The organism is Bacillus sp. PK6-025 (assembly GCF_056530265.1).
The window spans coordinates 188,320-209,044 of record NZ_CP096509.1 but is presented as its reverse complement, the minus strand read 5'-3'; the positions used below and the strand labels follow the sequence as shown (position 1 = coordinate 209,044).

The 20,725-nt window shown below is 43.1% G+C and carries 24 protein-coding genes and 1 pseudogene; 6 read left to right on the top strand and 19 right to left on the bottom strand.

What is annotated here, in order from left to right; translation table 11 throughout:
• Positions 1-32: 32 nt before the first annotated feature.
• The 4 genes from M1D67_RS01215 to M1D67_RS01200 form a co-directional block, all read right to left on the bottom strand.
• Positions 33-224 (bottom strand): YbxH family protein, encoded by a 192-nt coding sequence (locus tag M1D67_RS01215; protein ID WP_003178500.1) that lies wholly within the window; start codon positions 222-224, stop codon positions 33-35.
• Between the two features lie 16 nt (positions 225-240).
• Positions 241-489: a sigma-G-dependent sporulation-specific acid-soluble spore protein CsgA gene (locus M1D67_RS01210; RefSeq protein WP_003178498.1), complete on the bottom strand. Its 249-nt coding sequence runs from the start codon at positions 487-489 to the stop codon at positions 241-243.
• A 71-nt stretch (positions 490-560) separates the two neighbouring features.
• Positions 561-1,787 (bottom strand): MDR family MFS transporter, encoded by a 1,227-nt coding sequence (locus M1D67_RS01205; RefSeq protein WP_479831544.1) that lies wholly within the window; start codon positions 1,785-1,787, stop codon positions 561-563.
• Positions 1,771-2,988, bottom strand: a complete 1,218-nt coding sequence (locus tag M1D67_RS01200) for an ATP-grasp domain-containing protein (RefSeq protein WP_479831543.1) — start codon at positions 2,986-2,988, stop codon at positions 1,771-1,773. Before M1D67_RS01200 ends, M1D67_RS01205 begins: the two co-directional genes overlap by 17 nt.
• A 122-nt stretch (positions 2,989-3,110) precedes the next feature.
• On the opposite strand from M1D67_RS01200, the gene M1D67_RS01195 reads away from it, so the two are divergent.
• On the top strand, positions 3,111-4,004 hold the full coding sequence (locus M1D67_RS01195) for a LysR family transcriptional regulator (RefSeq protein WP_095292727.1): 894 nt from the start codon (positions 3,111-3,113) through the stop codon (positions 4,002-4,004).
• 144 nt (positions 4,005-4,148) lie between these two features.
• On the opposite strand, the gene M1D67_RS01190 is transcribed toward M1D67_RS01195, so the two are convergent.
• The 8 genes and pseudogenes from M1D67_RS01190 to M1D67_RS01155 form a co-directional block, all read right to left on the bottom strand.
• Positions 4,149-4,856: a YjjG family noncanonical pyrimidine nucleotidase gene (locus M1D67_RS01190; protein ID WP_145624761.1), complete on the bottom strand. Its 708-nt coding sequence runs from the start codon at positions 4,854-4,856 to the stop codon at positions 4,149-4,151.
• Positions 4,857-4,878: 22 nt separating this feature from the next.
• Positions 4,879-5,826, bottom strand: coding sequence for an aminoglycoside phosphotransferase family protein (locus M1D67_RS01185; RefSeq protein WP_479831542.1), 948 nt, complete (start codon positions 5,824-5,826; stop codon positions 4,879-4,881).
• A 63-nt stretch (positions 5,827-5,889) separates the two neighbouring features.
• Positions 5,890-6,759 carry an aminoglycoside 6-adenylyltransferase gene (locus M1D67_RS01180; RefSeq protein WP_479831541.1) on the bottom strand — a complete coding sequence of 290 codons (870 nt, stop codon included), beginning with the start codon at positions 6,757-6,759 and terminating at the stop codon, positions 5,890-5,892.
• A gap of 235 nt (positions 6,760-6,994) precedes the next feature.
• On the bottom strand, positions 6,995-7,132 hold the full coding sequence (locus tag M1D67_RS01175; protein ID WP_153247060.1) for a hypothetical protein: 138 nt from the start codon (positions 7,130-7,132) through the stop codon (positions 6,995-6,997).
• A 196-nt stretch (positions 7,133-7,328) separates the two neighbouring features.
• Positions 7,329-8,468 carry an erythromycin esterase family protein gene (locus M1D67_RS01170; protein WP_023857707.1) on the bottom strand — a complete coding sequence of 380 codons (1,140 nt, stop codon included), beginning with the start codon at positions 8,466-8,468 and terminating at the stop codon, positions 7,329-7,331.
• Positions 8,469-8,472: 4 nt separating this feature from the next.
• Positions 8,473-8,649 (bottom strand): annotated as a pseudogene (locus M1D67_RS01165) (hypothetical protein); the annotation flags it as partial.
• A 66-nt stretch (positions 8,650-8,715) separates the two neighbouring features.
• The gene (locus M1D67_RS01160) at positions 8,716-9,135 is read right to left on the bottom strand and encodes a hypothetical protein (RefSeq protein WP_479831540.1); all 420 of its coding nucleotides are present in this window, start codon (positions 9,133-9,135) and stop codon (positions 8,716-8,718) included.
• A 73-nt stretch (positions 9,136-9,208) separates the two neighbouring features.
• Positions 9,209-9,853 carry a DsbA family oxidoreductase gene (locus tag M1D67_RS01155; protein WP_039073117.1) on the bottom strand — a complete coding sequence of 215 codons (645 nt, stop codon included), beginning with the start codon at positions 9,851-9,853 and terminating at the stop codon, positions 9,209-9,211.
• Positions 9,854-10,048: 195 nt separating this feature from the next.
• Here M1D67_RS01155 and M1D67_RS01150 point away from each other — a divergent pair, with 195 nt between their 5' ends.
• Together M1D67_RS01150 and M1D67_RS01145 are read left to right on the top strand one after the other, a co-directional pair.
• Positions 10,049-11,785: an ABC transporter ATP-binding protein gene (locus M1D67_RS01150; RefSeq protein WP_479831539.1), complete on the top strand. Its 1,737-nt coding sequence runs from the start codon at positions 10,049-10,051 to the stop codon at positions 11,783-11,785.
• Positions 11,786-11,810: 25 nt separating this feature from the next.
• The gene (locus M1D67_RS01145; RefSeq protein WP_039073112.1) at positions 11,811-12,335 is read left to right on the top strand and encodes a DinB family protein; all 525 of its coding nucleotides are present in this window, start codon (positions 11,811-11,813) and stop codon (positions 12,333-12,335) included.
• Positions 12,336-12,471: 136 nt separating this feature from the next.
• Here the strand turns inward: M1D67_RS01145 and M1D67_RS01140 are convergent, their stop codons facing one another.
• From M1D67_RS01140 to M1D67_RS01120, 5 genes are all read right to left on the bottom strand, one after another.
• Positions 12,472-13,653 carry an MFS transporter gene (locus M1D67_RS01140; protein ID WP_479831538.1) on the bottom strand — a complete coding sequence of 394 codons (1,182 nt, stop codon included), beginning with the start codon at positions 13,651-13,653 and terminating at the stop codon, positions 12,472-12,474.
• Positions 13,654-13,795: 142 nt separating this feature from the next.
• Positions 13,796-14,098 (bottom strand): ArsR/SmtB family transcription factor, encoded by a 303-nt coding sequence (locus M1D67_RS01135; RefSeq protein WP_101561695.1) that lies wholly within the window; start codon positions 14,096-14,098, stop codon positions 13,796-13,798.
• Between the two features lie 411 nt (positions 14,099-14,509).
• A complete protein-coding gene (locus M1D67_RS01130) occupies positions 14,510-15,004 on the bottom strand; it encodes a small multi-drug export protein (RefSeq protein WP_224146520.1) in 495 nt (164 codons plus the stop codon).
• A gap of 90 nt (positions 15,005-15,094) precedes the next feature.
• Entirely contained in the window at positions 15,095-15,829 is a 735-nt protein-coding gene (locus M1D67_RS01125) for a MerR family transcriptional regulator (RefSeq protein WP_023857692.1), read from the bottom strand.
• Positions 15,819-16,175: a magnetosome magnetite crystal formation protein family gene (locus M1D67_RS01120; RefSeq protein ID WP_479831537.1), complete on the bottom strand. Its 357-nt coding sequence runs from the start codon at positions 16,173-16,175 to the stop codon at positions 15,819-15,821. The genes M1D67_RS01125 and M1D67_RS01120 overlap by 11 nt, the downstream gene beginning before the upstream one ends.
• A gap of 159 nt (positions 16,176-16,334) precedes the next feature.
• On the opposite strand from M1D67_RS01120, the gene M1D67_RS01115 reads away from it, so the two are divergent.
• Genes M1D67_RS01115 through M1D67_RS01105 form a run of 3 tightly spaced genes read left to right on the top strand, consistent with a single transcriptional unit; the run spans position 16,335 to position 18,182 of the window.
• A complete protein-coding gene (locus M1D67_RS01115; protein WP_023857690.1) occupies positions 16,335-16,712 on the top strand; it encodes a GntR family transcriptional regulator in 378 nt (125 codons plus the stop codon).
• On the top strand, positions 16,712-17,593 hold the full coding sequence (locus M1D67_RS01110; RefSeq protein ID WP_023857689.1) for an ABC transporter ATP-binding protein: 882 nt from the start codon (positions 16,712-16,714) through the stop codon (positions 17,591-17,593). The genes M1D67_RS01115 and M1D67_RS01110 overlap by 1 nt, the downstream gene beginning before the upstream one ends.
• Entirely contained in the window at positions 17,574-18,182 is a 609-nt protein-coding gene (locus M1D67_RS01105; RefSeq protein ID WP_458117715.1) for an ABC-2 transporter permease, read from the top strand. Before M1D67_RS01110 ends, M1D67_RS01105 begins: the two co-directional genes overlap by 20 nt.
• 129 nt (positions 18,183-18,311) lie before the next feature.
• Here the strand turns inward: M1D67_RS01105 and M1D67_RS01100 are convergent, their stop codons facing one another.
• A complete protein-coding gene (locus tag M1D67_RS01100) occupies positions 18,312-18,632 on the bottom strand; it encodes a hypothetical protein (protein ID WP_216921758.1) in 321 nt (106 codons plus the stop codon).
• A 149-nt stretch (positions 18,633-18,781) separates the two neighbouring features.
• Positions 18,782-20,584, bottom strand: coding sequence for a glutamine--fructose-6-phosphate transaminase (isomerizing) (gene glmS, locus M1D67_RS01095; protein ID WP_023857686.1), 1,803 nt, complete (start codon positions 20,582-20,584; stop codon positions 18,782-18,784).
• Positions 20,585-20,725: the final 141 nt, after the last annotated feature.

Here is a 20,725-nt window from a genome sequence, read left to right as displayed (position 1 = left end):
TAAAAGCCGCCCGTCGGCAGCCTCTTCAAACCTTATATTTTATTTTCATAGCAATAATGATTGACAAGCTCTTCAATTAAATCATGTTCTGGAAACTCTCCGTGAAACTCAAAGGGAATCTCCTCGACAAACCGGCCGCGCCGGTATACATGGATGGCGCCGTTTTGTCTGGTCACGCTGTATTCCGGTTCAAACGTGTATCCGTTCCGCTCTATTGCACCCATTGTTCATGCCCGCCTTTCAAAACAACAGTTCATACACTTCGTTTAATTCTCTTGTTCGTTTATGGTCCTGTTCATTCAGCGCATATTTCATCTCATGTTCAAGCACTTGATTCAGAAATTCCATTTCCCGCTCCTCCAAGTGCTCGACAAACTCTTCTTCATTGGCATATCGCCCGGAAACGATTTTTCTGTAAATGTTTTGTCCTATGCCGTGTTCAAGGTGATTCGACAGTGACTCACGGAGGTAGCCCAATGTTGTGTCCATGATTCAATCTCCTTTTTTACCTTATAGGTTGGGTGAATTCTTGATGATTCATGCATGAGCGGCCTAAATTTTCAATAAGAAAAAGGCGATACACCATGATGCTGTGCAGATAAAAACTTTCTCCTTCCCAGATGGTAGGCACCTAGAGCGAAGAAGACTGAACACGCAGCAATGAGAAAGACGGCTTTTCCCCCGTACAAGGCAAGCATCATTCCCCCCAGCCAAGGCCCTAAAAATTCACCGATGTTGTATAAGTTTTGCATGCCGTAATACGCGCCCTTCATATGATCCGGAGCAAGCTCGTCCAAAAGGACATTCATTGAAGGAAAACATAAAATTTCGCCGATTGTCAGAACAAACATCGAAAGCATAAAAACAATCCAGCCATTTGCGACAGAAAAACCGACATTCCCCAACATGCAAAAAACGGTTCCAATTGATATTGTTGTTAAGGATTTATACTTCTCAAATAAACGGGTGAGCGGCACTTGTAAAAGGATGACCGTCACTGCGTTTAACGTAATTAAAGTCGAAAATATTTTAACTCCGTTTGCAAAGTCGTTATTTAAATACTGCAGCAAGGTACTTTCCATTTGCGAATAGCTGAATAAAAAAAGGATGCCGCCGGCTATGTAAAATCGAAGAGCCTTGTCTTGCTTTAACGTTTTTAAAACGGAACCTGCCTGAATTTTTTCAGAAGCGGTTTTTGTCTCTTTCACCGTGATCAGCCGAATCATCATCAAGCTTAAAAGTGCAGCATAGCCAAAATAGACAAGCCCTGTGATGATAAACGGCGTTCCGGTTTTGGCAAGACCGAAATAAGTGCCCAATAAAGGTCCGACAGCGGCTCCAATATTAATGGCCAAATACCGCAAAGAGAAAATGCGGAATCTCATCTCCCGTTCCGATAACTCAGCCATCAAAGCCTTTGACACAGGTTCAAAACACGAATGGCAAAGCCCGCTTAAAATATTTAGCAATAAAAACCACATGAAATCATGGACAAGTCCAAAAAGAATGAATACAAAGCTCCAAATGAAAATGGATGAAAGCATCACTTTTTTTCTGCCGATTTTATCTGAAAGCGCTCCCCCGACTACCCCTCCTACAGTGCTTGAAAAATAGCCGAAACCGATCACAAGCCCGATGGTTCCAAAATCGGATCCCGTTTTCATATGAAGATAGAGTGCCAAAAACGGGGTTGTCATCGACTTAGCCGCCTTTGTGACAAGCGTGCCTATCAGCAAAAATCGGATCAACGGGTGAAGGCGGCTGAATACTTTAAATTGCGTAAACATCCGAAGTCTTTTCCCATTCGGTATGATCATAAAACCACGTTGCAAGCCAGCTGATGCGGCCGCTTAATTCGGCTTCTGTGTGCCCGGTAATCAAACAGCCTGCAATTGCGTCTACACTGGAAGACGAGCCGTGGAACCTGTCTCCGGCTTGAGCGAAAATATTTTGTTGCGCTAGCCAGTCTGTAGCTGGTGCCGGCTTGATTTCTTTCAGCACGCCGTCTTTTGGTGGAATCAACAGCCAGCCGCTTAGGCGGCGCGGATTGTTGTTCACCGCCGGAATATGAAAGTCCAGGCCGCATTGCGCTTTAACACACGCTTCATTGATATCAAAGCCGAAAGTCTGCGCAGTAGCTTCACGGACCATAGCGCCGCCGGTTCTGCTGGCCACTTCACAAAACACCAGTTCATCATCCGGTGTATGAAACACTTCAGCATGGAATGTTGTAATATCCGGAACAGGAAGGGCAGCAAGCGCTTTTTGAACAAAATCAATCAACCGACGGGTGAGCGGATTTTCCCGTTCAAGCTGGAGGCTGCCTAAAAACTGTTGTTCCTGAAAAGCCAGACATCCGTTGATATAACGCGACGGCCAGCTGAGGACAGTCTCTCCATCAAGGATCAGACCGTCTATATGATACATATCCCCTTCGATAAACGACTCAACCTCCAGATGATCAGGAAGACCTTTCGAAAGAAAATTCCACACGTCCTGCCGATGCCTTAAAACGGTTGTATCAACAGACCCCGATCCGCAAATAGGCTTAACGACCACAGGAAAACCGAAAGTTTGAACAAACGTATATAAGTCGGCCGCCGAGTCGATTTTCTTAAAGTCCGGAACCTTTACACCGGATTTTCTGACCTGCTCTTTCATTAATATTTTGTTGCGGAACAACAGAGCGCTTTCGTAAGACTGCCCTTTTATACCCAAAAGCGACCTCAGCTTCCCCGCCCTCAACATATCAAATTCTGATGATGCAATAATCGTTTTAAAGTGATACGTTTCATTCAGCTCCAAAGCACGCATCTCGATGCATCCATTAACCGGATAATCGTCAAACGCTTCGATCACATCATAATTTCTGCATTCATCCGCACGATCGGTTGAAGTCAGCATGGCCACCGGTTCGTTCAATTCCTCCAGCCATACATCATACGGAGACTTGCAATAAGCTGTTTTATTTAGGATAAGCGTACTCATAGCCGTTTCTCCTTTCTTGTAAAACATGTTGTTCAACTTTATAATAGTAAAAGTATTTAGATAACTCTAATATATCTTTATTTGATATTGATAACTTTTATTTATAAATAGAGGTGTGAAATATGAATCTTCATGCACTGCGATTGTTCTATTCGGTCGCGGAAACAGGCAGCGTCACCCAAGCTGCCAAACAGCTAAACATCAGCCAGCCTGCCGTCACCTCCCAAATTAAGAAATTAGAACGCGAGATCGACTGTACCTTATTCGTTCCTAAAGGCAGGGGGATTCTGCTGACACAGTCCGGCGCAGAGCTTGCAAAACAGGCAAAGCGGCTGTTTTCACTTGAAAAAGAAATTGAATTGTACGTGGAACAGTTAAGGGAAGGGTCAATTGGAAAACTGCGTATTGCCGCCACCTTCCTCCCCGCCAATTATTTGCTGCCAAGATGGCTCAGCCGCTATAAACAGCAATTTCCCAAGACAGAAGTTGAAATCACGACAACGAACTTTCAAAAAGCTTGTGAACAGCTGATCAACTATGAAGCGGACATTGGCCTGATCGGCGGGACAACGGAATTCGATCCTTTCATAAAAGGGACGCTGCTTTTAGAAGATGACATGCTGTTTGTCGTCAATAAAAATCATAGGCTTGCATCACAGTACACGACATTGGAAGAAGTGGTGAAAGAACCGTTTATCTTTCGTGAAGAAGGAAGTCTTTCCCGGGAGAAATTAATTTCTTTATGCACATTGCATCATGTCGACAAACCCAGAATAGGTATACAAATAAACGGATTGAATGAAACGATCAGAACGGTTATGGAAGGTTATGGAGTCGCTTTCACATCCTCTCTTGAAGTAAACGAATATATTGACCGGGGAGATATAGCGCGGGTTCATGTCGAACAAGTCGATTTAAAAAATCCTATTTCATTATGCATTAGAAGAGATGATCACCTTGCTCCTTCCGCCAGCAACTTTATTCAAATGATTCAAACGGCTTCGTATAGGCCTTAGCCGGCAGTTGTGACTGAGCAGGGGTTAGGCGTTTTCAAGGTCAACAGATCATAAATACTTCAAAAAAGCTCTCGCAAAAAGCGAGAGCTTTCTTTATGACTTGAGCCAGTCAAGCATCGCGTTCTTTACTCGTATCGGCAGCAATCAGGCCGAAGGTACTTTTCCATGATTTAAAATGTGCTGGAGTTCATTAAGCCTTTGAATTTGATAAGTCGGCTCAATGTCCGTATCATTCGCTGACATGCCCGGATTCATCCAGCATGTATCCAATCCGGCCAGCCGCCCCCCTTTTATGTCCGCTGTCAATGAATCCCCGATGATCAGCCCTTGATCGGCAGAAAAATGAGGAATTCGTTCAAAAACGTAATCAAAGTATTCTTTCATCGGTTTTTGAAAACCGGTGTCCTCTGAAACAAAAATCCCTTTAAACATCGGGTATAATCCCGAAGCTTGCAGACGCTTATACTGCGTTTTTGAAATACCGTTCGTCACGATATATAAATCATATTGATCCTGCAGGCTTTCAATTAATTCAAAAGCGCCGTCTATCAGTTGATGCCCTTCTTCAAGGAAGCTGCGATACTTCTCCTCAAGCAAAACGCCGTCAGCCTCTAGACCATATTCTTTGAATAAAAGGGAAAAACGCGTATTGACCACTTGGCCGCGGTCTATCTCCCCTTTTTCAAACGCCCTCCATAAACCTTGATTGATACGTCTATAATTCGCTTCTATTTCAGCTGTTAAAGGAATTTGCTGTTCCTGAAAAAGCTTCCGCAGTGCTGACTTTTCCGCTGCACCGAAGTCTAATAGTGTGTCATCCACATCAAAAAATAAAGTACGATAATTTTTCACAGATGTTCCTCCATTTAGCTTTTTAACAGTCGATCTTGCTGTCCTCTATGGCCTCAAGCTCGTTTTTCAGCAAGCTCATCGTCTCTGCCTTTTCATTTTCTGTCTGAATGTCAAACGCCAGCTGCTCTGTATACTCCCATATGTCCTCCAGTCTTCGCCTGATCTGATAAAACCGCAATGCGTTCTGATCAATTTCAAACCCTTTATGAGTCTCACGATAAACCCGCAAAAACTCTTGTACATACGGTTGATTGGCAAAAAACATCAGATCCGCTTCAACAGGGGCCAATTTCAAGCCCTCCCAATCGATCAGAATCAATTCCCCGCCCGTTTTCATCATATTCCATCCATGAATATCTGTATGGCACAAAGCCAATCTTCTGTCGCTGCATTTCAAATCATCCGCCAGGGACAAGGCTGCCTCCATCATCTCGCGGATTGATCCGATGTAGGGTTGAATGAGTGGCGCCAGCTCACAAGGAAGGTGATCAAGCCATTGTTTCATCTCGCCTAAAAACGAAATATCATAGTTTTCTTTTATTCTTTCTGTCTTCACCGGGATCGTCTCGTCATATCGGTGCAGCTCCGCTATGATGCTGGCGAGCTTCTCCTCGCAGCCTTTGCCGAGCGGCCGGCCACCAATGGTTTCCCCGGCGATGTATTCATAAAGCACATAAACCGCATCATCATCTTCGCACTTGTATTCTCCATTTGTTGTTAAAAGCGGCACAGGCAGCTTCCCGCTGAGAGCGGTGCGGTCACTCAGCCACCTGAGAACAGGCATATAATCATCAATCAGAGCCGTCCATTTCGCTGTCGATGCCCTATTTTTATCATACACTTTTAGAAAGAAAGCGGCTTTTCCATCGGTTACTTGATAAGCGAGTGCTGTCCATCCCCCTTGCTCGGGAGAAATGTTCACACTGTCGATTCCATAATGCTCCTTCAATATTTTTTTAAGACTGAACATGGCGTTCACCTCCACAAAAAACACACTCCCGGCTCACCTGCCGGGAGTGCGGCCATCATCTGATTAGTCTATTACCTTTGCATCAGGCTTCAGCTGCTGAACGCGTCTCACATACTGTTTGACTTTCTCGGCTTCTGCGAAAAGATATTGTTCAGCCAGATGTTCAGCGACTGCTGCCGCTGTCTCTTCAAACAGATCCCACATCTTAAACAAACTGTTCCATACACGCTCATAATCAGCTGGCGGATACGTCTCCAAAAGCCTTTCCCACGTATTTCGATCAACATAGCGATCAAGAAACTTTGCATTCTTGCCTATACTCAGCGAAAAGCCCGTTTCAAAACCGACCTTCCATTCGAGCATTTTCAGCAGCATGGCCCTGACGAGGTTTAAATGATCGAGTGCATAAAGAATTTCCTGCCGCCACAACCCTTTGGCCACATATGTCGACGTCCACCAAAATTCATTGCAGCAGTCGGCGAAGCATTGCGGGGACGGTTTTTGCACCCAATATTCCCGATCCGTCGGCGGCGGGATAACGGGCAGATCCTGATCCTTATCGAGCAGGATCACGGTTAATCCGTCTTCCCGGCAGTATTCCAGCTTTTCTTCAAGAGGCACAAGAATCAAATCAATGCGGCTGCCGTCAGTAAATAACATCAAATAAGAAAAGCGGTTGCCAAGCTCATTCGGAAACAGCTCCATCGCTTCCGGCGTCTGCATGATGATCCGCTCCCCAAAAACGTCAACCCAGCCCGGCTCATCAAGAAAAGACTGCATATCTGTTACAACATAGACCATATCATAATCGCGAAAAGGGTCTTTCGGAACATTCGGATTCGTCCGCGAACCGTTCATACCGACCGCTCTAACGCGGTCGTCCTCCCGTGCGACATTCAGCACCAAATCGATGATTTCCTGCTCTGTACGCATGTATATCAACCTCCTCTTTTTAATGGTTATAGAAAAACTTGATGAGGAGGTCCGCGATTACGTGGTTATATGAAATGCTCAGGAAACGTCGTCATCAATATACCCTCCCTCTTTTAACGAATGGCTTTCAGATCGTCTTCAAGGCGATCCAGCTGTGAAGAAAAGCCTTCGGCCATCCCTTTATCATGATTTGTTGAAGATCTTCCTCTCAAGAAACTGTGAACGCGTTACCAATTTACCTTTGGAGTTCTTCATATTTCTCCTCAACCACCATCTCCGGCATCTCGGGAACAGGATTCCCTTCCTCATCTGCCGAACATATCTTTTCATGGATGTCCTGATAAACGCCTTTACCAAAAGTTAATACGTCCATGAAATTACCCTGGGTCTGACTTGTGCACTCTATGCAATAATCCCATTCACCATTGAAAACCAAAAAAACAGCTTTCAGTTTTCCTCCCTTTGGCCGCCACCAGCAATTTAATATAACGAAAAAGTTCTTTTCCCAACAAAAAATTCCTATAAGCAGAGATCTTCACCTTAGAGGTTATGCTTAACCCGTCAACATCCTATTCAACATTAACAACTGCTGGGGTTACTTTTTTAAAGAATAAAACTCCGTCATACTGTTGAACCGGCTTGAAAGAAATACGCAAGCCTCCTCCCTCAAAAGCCTTCCACTTTTTTTCCCCCCACTTTGAAGCACATGGTATAAAAAAATTGGGATGGGGTGAATTGCTGAGCAACCACTCCATGTGCTTTTTGTTAACTTTTTTGATAGGATGATCGCCTCCTTGGTTGTCACCCATTCTTCCTTCTCCCGCGTAAAGACCAATAACAAAACTGTCCTCTTTCATAAATTCCGGAAGGTTTTCTACAAATGATCGATATGGTGAAAACCGATTGACGCTGCTTTGTTTTTTGATGTGAAGGTTGTGAGCCCAAATGATAAATTTCTCATCAGGATAAACATGCTGAGATAAAAATTCAAGATTCTTCGCCATTAATTCATCACGATATTCAAACAATTTTGAAAAACCTTTTGTAAAATTCGCCTTAAAATAATTGAGTCTGTTTTTCATCGTCTGTAACACGACATCACGAAGCATAGCAGAGGGGAAAGTCTGTTTTTCAAGCTCCCTTATCAGTCCTTGGCCTATTCTTTCAATTTCTTCTACTGTTTTCCTAAAACGCCGCTTTAACATATAATCTTTATCGAGCATCTCATTTGTACGCGTATCAAATGTTACAAACGTTTTCCTGAGATCCCCTGTCAAATGCGAACGCATGTAGGAGGAAAAGTGCTTATCCATGCTCTGCTGAACATCAACGCCTGTTAAATGCAAAGGCTGCCGCTGTTGAGTTTCCTTCATATACTCAAACAAATCAAGCATAAATTCGTTTTGCCAAACTTTCCCGATGGAACCGGACATATTTTCTTTGGCACTAAGTTCTTCTGAAAGATAATTTCCTATGCTGCAATCTCCCAATTCACTTTCGAAAGCAAGAATACGAAATCCTAATTCCTGATGCAGATATTTGATCAAGCTTGCCTTCGCCTCAATATATTCTTTGACGCAATGGCTGCTTTCACCAAGAAATACAAATCTTTTATTTCGCAATATCTCTTTTAAGGAGCCGAATTTGTAACCATCAATCCCCCCAATATTAATCGACTCATCTCTTATTTCATCAAATAAATCATTCACTGTTTTAGCCTCCTCCCACAATCGCTTGGTCATTGTTTGAATTGTACAATTTGGTGTAAAACCCTTGGTTGCGAATCAATTGTAAATGGTTGCCCATCTCTTGAATCTCCCCGTCTTTTAGCACTAATATGAGATCTGCATCCTTAATCGTACTTAGCCTGTGAGCTATGACAATGCGCGTGCACTGATTGAACATCTAAATGAACCGGCCGAAAAAAGGTGTGAAAACCCTGCGCCAGCAAATGTTTTATTTACGAATCTTGACCACCTGCCGCTCCTCAAAATAAAACATGCCTGCAATTTCATCGATGTATTTCTTTTTATCCAGCTTGACATGCTTGCCCAGCTGAAGAGCCTTTAGATCAATAAAAAAGTCTAAGCGGTCGTCTTTTTCTCTGTCTTCCTCACCGTCCCAGCAAGAGTAAACTTCAATATCTTCGCCATCGGCAATATTTGAATTGATATAGCTGAATAGCGCTCGTATACCATTTCCGGGTCTATGCAAACAGCCGGTTGCCTCATACACAAACGGCTTGCTGAATTTTGTTTTGATCATTTCGTACCCTTGATCAAGCTCATCGATGCTAATCAAACCTTCTTCTGTTTGATCCAGGAAACTCCCCAGCGGAAGCTCCTGATCGGCTGCAATAAAATGATGGAGTGTCAACTGTCTTCCCTCTTCTTTCCGGTATAAAAAAGAACCCTATTAAAGGGTTCTTCAAATCGCTCATTTTTCCTGCTCAGCAGTTATTTCCGTCAAGGTCGCACTGCAAGCCGGCTGCAGGCTTTTGTTTGCTTTCTTTTTCAATCACCTGTTCAAACACTTCCCTCGCAGCGGCCCCGGCGATCCGTTCATTGCCAATGATAAATGTCGGAACGGCCGTAATGCCTGCTTCTTCGTAAGCGTGTTGGAGCGCCTTCCGCTGCACGTCCTGATATGTTCTGGAGCTTAAAGCTTCTTTAAAAGCCTGCTCATCCAGTCCGGCTTCTTTAGCCAGCGCTGTTAATACGTCGATGTCGCCAATATTTTGATCTTCCTGGAAAAAGGCTTGATAAACCCGGTCATTGTACGCTTTCGCTTTACCGTGTTCTTTTGCAAAGTGATAGCCTTCATGAGCCAAATCTGTATAAGGATGCGGTGAGACGTTTGGCAGCTTCATGTTGACGTCCCAAGCCTCGATTCGCGGCTTAATGGCGCCGTCCCACATTGCCAATTTGGACGGGTCGTTTAACGGATCAAGCTGCTCAGATGGACGCGGCCTCAGTTCGAATGGCAGCCACTCGACTTCCACATCTTTGCCTTCGATCGCTTTTTCGAATTGGTCTTTTCCGAGGAAACAGAATGGACAGACATAATCGGAATATACTTTAATATTTATCGTCATGTTTTTTCTTCCTTTCTTATATGCAATCAACCATATGTAACAATAATAGTTACAATTATCTCTCCTGTCAATCTTTTTAGCATGAAGCTAAAATCGGCAATGATCGGGAACTTTCTGCTGTGTATATCGTAATATGATGAGTTACAGCTTGCGCCATCCACTTCTTTGACATTATATCGATAAGGAGTTTATCAAATGAAAACAGAAAACAACAATAGCATGAAACCGTTTTTCACCATGATTCTCACATCCGGCGTCCCCAGGCTGGCTTTAACCGTCGGTTTGGCCGCAAGCCTCGTCACTACATTGGTCGGCCTGTCCATTCCACTGTTGACAAGGGAAATGGTTGACGGCTTTTCCGTCCATTCGATCAATCTGGCCTTAGCGGGAATCCTTGCGCTCGTTTTTATTGTTCAAGCGGTCTGCGACGGGTTTTCGACCTATTTTCTTTCCTATGCCGGGCAAAAAGTGGTCGCTTCCCTGCGCGAGCGTATGTGGTTCAAGCTGCTGCGCCTGCCTGTCCGCTACTTTGACGAAAAGACGAGCGGTGAAACCGTCAGCCGTGTTGTCAATGACACCGGCATTGTTGAAAGCTTGATTTCGGACCATTTTCCGCAGTTTGTTTCCGGCATCATCACCATTGTCGGATCGGTGATCATTTTGCTGATCATGGATTGGAAAATGACACTGCTCATGCTGATCTCCGTTCCGATCACGACCTTCATCATGATCCCGCTCGGCATGAAAATGCAGCGCATCTCCAAAACGCTGCAGGATGAAACAGCTTCCTTCACCGGACATGTCCAGCAGACATTAAGCGAAATCAGATTAATGAAAGCATCAAACGCCGAGCATACAGAAAAAATGAAAGGGCTATCAGGCATTTCGAAGCTCTTTCAATACGGACTCAAGGAAGCCCGTATATTTGCGCTTGTCTCCCCGTTTATGCACCTTGTCATTATGATTGTGATCGTCGCCATCATCGGCTACGGCGGCATCCGCGTCTCTGAGGGGACGATGTCGGCAGGTTCACTGATCGCCTTTTTGCTTTATCTGTTTCAAATCATCTTCCCGATCACATCGTTCACAATGTTTTTCACTCAGCTGCAAAAAGCAAAAGGGGCAACAGAGCGGATCATCGAGATTTTGCATACTGAAGAGGAAGAGGGCCAGGAAGGACTTGAGATGGACATCTCCAATCTGCCGATACGCGTCGAGAATGTATCTTTCTCTTATGGCGATGACGAGCCTGTCTTGCGGGAGGTATCTTTTGACGTCGATCCCGGGCAGATGATTGCATTTGTCGGTCCGAGCGGCGGCGGAAAAACGACGATGTTCGGCCTCTTGGAACGATTTTACGAACCGGACTCAGGGGTCATTAATATCGGGGAAACACCGATCAACAAGCTGTCGATGAAATCGTGGCGCAGCCAGATCGGCTACGTATCTCAAGACAGCCCGATGATGTCCGGCACCATCCGTGAGAACTTATGCTACGGCTTGGACCACGCCGACAGCATTGACGATCAAAAACTGTGGAAAGTCGCGGAAATGGCGTATGCCGACACATTTATTAAACAATTTCCAGAGCAGCTTGATACAGAAGTCGGCGAACGCGGCGTCAAGCTATCCGGCGGCCAGAGACAGCGGATCGCCATCGCCCGCGCCTTCCTGCGCGACCCGAAAATTTTAATGATGGACGAAGCGACAGCCAGCCTCGACAGCCAATCAGAAGCCATCGTCCAGCAGGCGCTCGCCCGCCTCATGGAAGGCCGCACCACCTTCGTCATCGCCCACCGGCTATCGACAATCGTGAACGCGGACCAAATTATATTTATCGAAAAAGGCGAGATCACAGGGCGGGGGCGGCACCACGAGCTGATTGCTTCGCATGCGCTGTATCGTGAGTTTGCGGAGCGGCAGTTGACGTGAACTTTTATGAATGGAGGTCATTCACATGAACTTTCAACTCGAGGAAGCAATCGAAATCCTGGAGCGCACACCACAAACGCTGAGTCAGCTGCTGACCGGATTATCGAGTCCCTGGATCAGCTGCAATGAAGGCGAAGACACGTGGAACGCCTTTGATGTCGTCGGCCATCTGATTGAAGGAGAAAAAAACAATTGGTTGCCGCGCATCAAATTGATCGTGACAAAAGGAGCAACGGAACCTTTTCCGCCGTTCGACCGCTTCAGCCAGTTGAATCAAAACGACGGAAAAACGATGGAACAGTTGCTTAACGAGTTTGCAGACATCAGACGGGCGAACCTGAAAACATTACAGCAGATCATTGATCCTGAAACCGACTTCGAACAAACGGGGATGCACCCTGAGTTTGGAATCGTCAAACTGAGAGAACAGATCTCGACATGGGTTGCCCACGACCTTACTCACATCTCGCAAATTGCAAGAGTGCTGGCGAAACGGTATCAGGATGATGTCGGCCCCTGGAGGGCTTATTTGCGGATTTTAGCGGACTAAATAAAAAACACCCGCTCGTTTTACAACGGGCGGGTGTTAGATTTTTCGGCTCAACACTACCTGCCAGACTTCCAAAAAAACAAGTAAGATATGAGGAATGAAACCATTGAATTTTCAACACCAATCCCGCAACGTATTATGAGCTGATTTCTCTTACAGATCCTGCTTTCCGTTTGTAATGCGAACTGAAAGTCACCAAAACAACAACAATCGCAAGTGTAACCTCCAGTGCCCCAAACCACGTAATAGAAGCCAGCGATATTTTTTCTACAAAAATCCCTCCGATTCCTGCACCTGCGGCCATGGCGAATTGCATCATCGATTGATTAATGCCGAGCAATACACCTGACACTTCCGGTTTGAGCGTCGCTAAGTGATATTGCTGTGTCGGGCCGGTAGACCATGCGGCAAACGACCATAAGATGAGAATCAACAGTACTCCGACATAGGAATGGGTGACAAGCGACAGTAAAATCAATGCGATGATATGCAGCGTCATCCCGCCAACGAGTGTAAAGGGAACGCCCCATTTATCGGTGCTATATCCGCCAAACTTCGATCCAACCAAGCTGGCGATTCCAAATATAAGCAAAAAGCCGCTAAGCAAATTGCCACTTATCCCTGAAACGGTCAGAAGGTAAGGAGACAGATAAGTATATGCTACGGAATATCCTCCGAGCCAGAAAAAAGTGATTGATAACCCCATTGCTACTTTCCGGTTCTTTAAAAGAGAAAGCTGTTGAAGCAAAGGGACGGGCTTATCGCCTTCAGTATGCGGCAAGATTAAGAATATAACAATCATTGCGATGAATCCCAGTAAAGCAATTCCTCCAAATACAGACTTCCAGCCTAATGCTTCTGCCGTCATTCTTCCGAGTGGAACACCTATGATCAAAGAAGCGGTAAACCCCATGACCACTGTAGCAATTGCACTGCCTTGCTTACCCGCCGGTGCGATTTTGGCGGCAATCGTTAATGCCGTGACCACAACCATGCCTGCCCCCAAGGCCATAATGACCCGCGCTGCAACAAACCAGCCATAGCCAGGCAGGGTAAAGGCCAGAATATTTCCTATCACAAACAAACCGAGAGCATACATCATTAACTTGCGCCTATCCATACTTGCCGTCAACGCCATGAGAACCGGTGTGAAAACTGCATACACAAGTGAAAAGATCGTAATCAGCTGGCCCGCGGCAGCTAAAGTTATTCCGAGTGTTTGGGCGATCTGATCCAAAATCCCGGAAATAATGTACTCTGAGGTCCCTACCAAAAAACTGATGATCGCTAAAATATAAATTTTCCAAGCACTAAACATCATCGTTCGCTCCTTCTTCGTTTTATACATTTACATATCACGAAATAACGATATGTAAATCAAAAAAATAAACACATCGGAATATGTCGATATGTATGGTGTAAAAATAAACATCATCTAGAGATGTTTATTTTTTGAATGCTCATATCTCTGTTTTAAGAAATTCAGCAAGCTTTCTGATGGCCTCTTCGTCTCTTTTGTAGTACGTATACTTTCCGATTCGTTCCGCCTTAATCAAGCCGGCTCTTAAAAGAATGGCAAGATATTGAGAAGCCGTTGATTGCGTCATTTTCAATTTGTCTGTGATTTGGCTGACACATACCCCGATTGTGTTCATATCAATCCCTTCATGGGGTTCAAAATGACGATCAGGCTCCTTCAGCCATTGCAAAATTTGCAGCCTTGATTCATTTGATAAAGCTTTGAAAACTTCAATAGGTTCCATACCAATCATTATATCTTCATATCGCAAATTGTCAATATGTTATATGCCCGTTTATTTTTTCTTCGGGTAATTGAAATATTGTGAAAGAGGATTAAAAAAACTTCCACCATTGCTTTTTGGAAAAGACAGCAACATATATTTCTTTATAAACTCACTCATAACATGTGATGATACAACGGTAATTTTTACTTCTTGAACGACACATTCCCTACCTTTTTACCGTTGGCGTTTGATATGAATACCAACACGCATACGTTGGTAGATCGAAAAATAATTGTTAGTTGCCATACTTATATAAGTTTGCAATAGCACCACACTTTGGACGGAGTGAAGGATAAGATAATATTTCTAACAAAAAGCGATACCCTCTTCCAAATCGAGAATTATAAAATTTGGTGTATTGAGTATATTCTAGTTCTTTATATTACTGTAGATATCAACTCCGAAAATTAACAGAACTCCAGTTCCCGCAGCCCACATAACTATACTGACAGTTTGCCAAACGATGATCCTTTTTTTATTTGCTTTCGCTATTATACATACCAATGCTCCAATGTGATTTGTTCCTATTATAGGACCCAAAAGTGAGATCCCGGGAACTCCGTACTTATTGAAGTATGACTTTGCTTTTTGAAAACGTCTGTTAATGTAATGATCAGTGTTATTCTTTTCTTTTTTGGAAAACCAAGATCTCATAAAAGAAGAAAATACTATTACAGCCATAACAGACAGCCAGTTAGCGGTAGCCCCCACTAAAACTACGAGAATAAATGGTAGGCCTAAAAGTATTCCGATTGGTACAGCTACGAAAGCCTCAAGGAAAGGCACAAATCCAATTATAAATACTGCTATAAATTGATAAATAATATTGACTTCTTCTACCCTTTGGAAAATTTCTTGAACCAAAACTAAAACCTCCGTAAATAAGCTTTATACACAGAAAGTGGGAGCGCCAATTTTTTTCTTTAGCCATTGGGTGTACTCTTTTTCAATTAATCATTCTTGTAACTTTGACATATAAGCAAAAGCATTTTTAAGAAAGGCTCTTTCTTCTTCCGTGAAGGGATTGAGTATATTGGGTTCATTATATTGAACCGTTGATTCTATTTCTGCTGTATCAATCTTTAATAACGTTCGGTTAGAAATATCTACCAACTGTTTGATAAATTTTAATGCTTCATCGGATTCAGGATTTGTTTCGTTTGCTATAAGTTCCTTCAAATCCATAAACAATGAAAAGTACTCTTTATCTAAATTAGCTCTTTCACTGCTTCTAAAATTGTGAATAGAACCTTTAGCTTGACTATATTCATTAAAATTTTCCTCTTCAAAAAGAATAGAGTGAATAATAAAGCTGAATAATTTTATATCTACCTTTTCATACCCTGAGATAATAGTTTTCATATGATCCAACTGATCAATCGTTTGACGAATTCTTTCTTGTTCTGCAATAAGTTCTCTTTTTTTGAATGAAATTGAATAGCTAAGTTGCTGTTCTTCTATAAATTGCGATTTTAATAAATCTGCGATGTCTTTAAGTGAAAAGCCTATGAATTTAAGAGATTGTATTTGTTGTAAACGTGAGAGTTCATCAAGGCTATAAAGTCGGTGTCCTCCTTCTTTGTAGTCGGTTGGTATTAGCAAACCAATTTTATCGTAATACCTAAGTGTTCTTATAGAAACTCCTGTTCGTTTAGCCAATTGTCCGATTGTCAACATATTATTTGACATGCGAATACCTCTTTTCTATATTTTCATCTTTACTTTTAATGTAAGGAATGGCTGGATAATAATATGGTTTTTGAAAAGCTATTCGAATAATAGCATACATGATTATTAATGTTTCTATAGCCAATATAACGTACTTAATCCATGAAGGCAGAAAACTACCAATTACAAACAATGGGAAAATCGTCAAATGAAAGTTAAGTGCTTTGCGACTTGATTCACCGTAATATAAGTCTTTCTTTCTTGAAATTAAAAACATAATAAGGGGAGGTATAACACCAAGAATAAGTGAAATTCCAAGCATTAATTGTACTGAAAAGATTGCTTTTTTTGATGGCTCTTCATCCATTTTAGTCACCTTTCCTATCTATTCTTCAATATAAGTGTAAAAGGTGACGTGAGTAGAGTATCAAGAAAATTTCAGCACAAAAAATCGTTGCCATTCAGGTAATCTTTGTGTATATTGTACATATTGTATATATTGTGTATAAATAAAAGAGGTTTTGAAATGAAAATTATAATTTCGAATCGTTCAAAGCAACCCATTTATGAACAAATTTACACCCAAATTAAGGATCATATTCTTGCCGATGAATTGAAGCCTGGACAGCCGCTGCCTTCTATGCGCCAATTGGCAAAAGATCTAAATGTCAGCCTTATTACGTCAAAGCGCGCCTATGAAGAACTTGAGAAAAATGCCTTCATTTATTCCGTAGTCGGGAAAGGCTCTTTTGTATCAGATCAGAATAACGAAATGATGAAAGAAGGAAAAATGAAAGCAATTGAAGAGCAGTTGACAGCAGCGATAAAAAACAGCAAAGACATTGGCGTTCCCCTTACAGAATTAAAAGATTTGCTTACCATTTTATATCAGGAGGAAGAATGATGGACAATGTAATTGAACTCCGGCATGTTCATAAATCGTTCGATGGTTTTCAACTAAAGGACTTTTCAATGAATGTAAAAAAAGGTTTTGTCACCGGATTTATCGGCGGAAATGGCGTGGGGAAATCGACAACGATTAAACTGATCATGAACTTATTGCAGCCTGATAGCGGAACGATTACGGTATTTGGCTTGAATTACAAGGAGCATGAGAAAGAAATCAAACAACGAATTGGCTTTGTATTTGATTCGAACATATTTTATGAACATTTAACATTGACTGAAATGAAAGATATTGTGAAAAGATCCTATGTCAATTGGGATGAACAAGTATTCAATGATTATGTGAACACATTTAACTTGCCGCTCACTAAAAAAATCAAGACGTTCTCAAAAGGGATGATGATGAAAGCATCATTAGCCGTCGCTTTGTCCCATCATGCGGAACTAATTATTATGGATGAACCGACGGCCGGACTGGACCCGATTTTCCGCCGTGAGCTGTTGGAAATCTTGCATCAGCTCATGCAAGATGGGGATAAGACGATCTTTTTTTCAACTCATATAACAACTGATTTAGATAAGATTGCAGATTATATCACGTTCATTCATAAAGGAGAGCATATCTTTACAAAGGACTTTTACGAGATTGAAGAACAATATGCAATTGTAAAAGGCGGCATGGAGTTGTTGGACCGGGAAACCGAACAGGAGTTTATAGCGGTTCGAAAATCAACTCATGGATTTGAAGCATTGACTGCGAATAAATCACGAACAGAAAACATTTTTGGGGATATGGTGTTAATTGAAAAACCGACTCTGGAAGATATTATGTTTTATACGAAGAAAGGAGCTAAAGAGCATGTTCAACTTAATACGTAAGGACATTGTCTTGCAGAAAAAAACATTGGCAGTTTTATTTTTGGGGTTATGTGTTTATTTAACATTAGATGCTTCCCCCATCTGGGTTGGAATTGCATTTAGTATTGCTATTTTTATGAATACCATTTCAATAGATGAAAAGTCCTCTATACATATGCTTCTCAATTCTTTGCCTTATACACGGAAGGAGATTGTCAGTTCAAAATATATTGTCGTCGTTCTCTTTACATCTATGGTGGCTGCAGCCATATTGATCGTAAACTTTATCATTCACCAGGAACTTACGATCTGGAAAGACATTTTGCTAATGGTCGCTATTGTGATGACAGCTGCTTCATTCATGCTGCCATTCTGTTATAAATTCAAAAGTAACTATTTGTTGACTGCTTCTATTGTTGCATTTGGCTTGTATATGCTAACGGTTAATTTTGTTGTCCAAAATTTGAACGATCAAATTAGAGAGTTGATTCACATGCTGCTATCCTTACAAAATGCTCTGCTGTATCTGATCGTTGCCATATCAATTATTACGCTATACGGGTGTTCATGGCTTCTGTCGATTCGGATTTATAGAAATAAGGTGTTTTAGGCTTTTTCTTTCATCGACACCGCTTCATATTCACCTGGGGATAAAAAACTGCACCGTCACACTTTTCGTCAGGTTGTTACGGTGCAGCGTATGATGGCGATGATGCAGACCAAAGCTGCTTGCAACCGCCTATTCCTGCTCAATAAACGAATACTTTTCTGGATCGGCCAATACATAAAAAAGTCCGAAGAACATCTTCCATCCACGAACCGGACTTCCGCATCTAAACTTTAAAGCTTCTCCTTCATCTAACGTAAACCTCAAAGCTTGGCTTACACACCAATCAATTTTCACTTGGATCTCATGTTCGCCAGGCTCCAAATCAATTCGCAGCCTCCCGCCATCTTTGATTTTCCCAGCCTCGACACCATCAATCAGCACTGAGAATTTTCTCATTTTATTCATCAACTGCGATGTTCTGTTGACTTCAATGTACGTCTCGTTGTTCATGGTTACACATCCTTTCAATTATAATCTAGCGCACTTTCAGACTACCAGAGTTCGATTTTTGATAAGACTTATTTCTCTTTCAAACACAAAAATACCCCTCCAGATCATCCAATCCAAGAGGGGTACAAACTATTATTTCAAACGTCGCCTTACTCCACCGTCACACTCTTCGCCAAGTTCCGTGGCTTATCAACGTCACAGCCGCGGTGCAGCGCTGCGTAGTATGCGATTAGCTGCAGCGGGATGACGGAGACGAGCGGTGCGAGCTCCGGATGCACTTCAGGCAGGACGAAGCGGTCGTCTGCTTCTTCCAGGCCTTTCAAGGAGATCACGCAAGGGTTGGCGCCGCGGGCTGTCACTTCTTTGACATTTCCACGGATGCTTAAATTGACGTGCTCCTGTGTCGCAAGGGCAATGACTGGTGTGCCGTCTTCGATCAATGCGATTGTACCGTGCTTCAATTCACCGCCGGCGAAGCCTTCAGCTTGAATGTAAGAAATCTCTTTCAGCTTCAGGGATCCTTCGAGGCAGACGAAATAGTCGAGGCCGCGGCCGATGAAGAAAGCATTGCGTGTTACTGTCAAATATTCGCGCGCGATCATTTCCATTTCGTCTTTCTGGTCGCAAAGGGCTTCCATCGCGTTTCCGATGATGCCGAGCTCTTTAACAAGATCAAAGCCGAGTGCTTTGCCGCGGGTTTCCGCAGTCACAGCTGCCAAAATAGCGAGAACTGCGATTTGCGCCGTATATGCTTTTGTTGACGCTACCGCGATTTCCGGGCCGGCATTCAGTAAAAGCGTGTAGTCCGCTTCACGGGAAAGCGTGGATCCCGGTACGTTGGTCAATGTCAGCGCTTTGTGTCCGAGCTTTTTCACCTGTACGAGAACCGCGCGGCTGTCAGCCGTTTCTCCGCTTTGAGAAATAAAGATAAACAGCGGCTTCTCAGAAAGCAATGGCATATTGTAAGAGAATTCGCTTGCGACATGGACTTCAGCCGGAACTTTCGCCCATGTTTCGATAAATTGTTTGCCGACAAGACCGGCATGATAGCTCGTTCCGCAGGCGATGATATAGACGCGATCCGCTTCTGCAACAGCATTTGCAATGTCTCCAGGAATGGAAAGCTTGCCGTTTTCATCTTGGTACGTCTGAATGATTTTCCGCATGACAAGCGGCTGTTCATCGATTTCTTTTAACATGTAGTGAGGGTATGTGCCTTTTTCGATATCGCTCGCATCAAGCTCTGCAATATATGAGGCACGTGACATCAATTCTCCGTCAAGGTTTTTGATCACAACTTTTTTGTCTGTGACAATCACCATTTCTTTATCCATAAGCTCCACGTATTCGTTTGTCACTTGAAGCATCGCCATCGCGTCAGACGCGATCACATTGAAATTGTCTCCAAGGCCGACAAGAAGCGGGCTTTTATTTTTCGCAACATAGATTGTTTCTTTGTTTTCATGATCGAATAATGCAATCGCATAAGAGCCTTTGAGCAGCATAAGCGTTTGGCGGAACGCTTCTTCCGTGTCAAGACCGTTATTGACGAATTGCTCGATCACTTGAACGACAACCTCTGTATCCGTATCACTTTTAAGGGTTACATCTTGTAAATATTCGCGCGTCAGCTGAACATAGTTTTCGATGACGCCGTTATGAACAAGTGTAAATCGGCCTGATGCGCTTTGATGCGGGTGAGCGTTTAGACGGCTCGGTTCCCCGTGAGTCGCCCAGCGTGTGTGTCCGATTCCCGCTTGCGATATCACATTTGCATCAACGACTTCGCGAAGATCGGCAATCCGTCCTTTTTCTTTAAACACGTGTACGCCGTCTTCGTTCGCTACAGCGATTCCAGCTGAATCGTAGCCGCGATACTCCAGCTTTTCTAAACCTTTAAGTAAAATTTCCTTTGCATCAAGCTGGCCAATATAACCTACAATACCACACATAATTTTCTTCCTCCTAAGGTCGCAGGCAGGAGACGAAGAAAGTCTGCTTATCAGGCGGGGACATTCTTCGTCCCCTCCTACATGTTTTTTATGGAAGATCATGCGATTTCCCTTTGTTCAAAGAGTCGCCTCTTTGGTTTG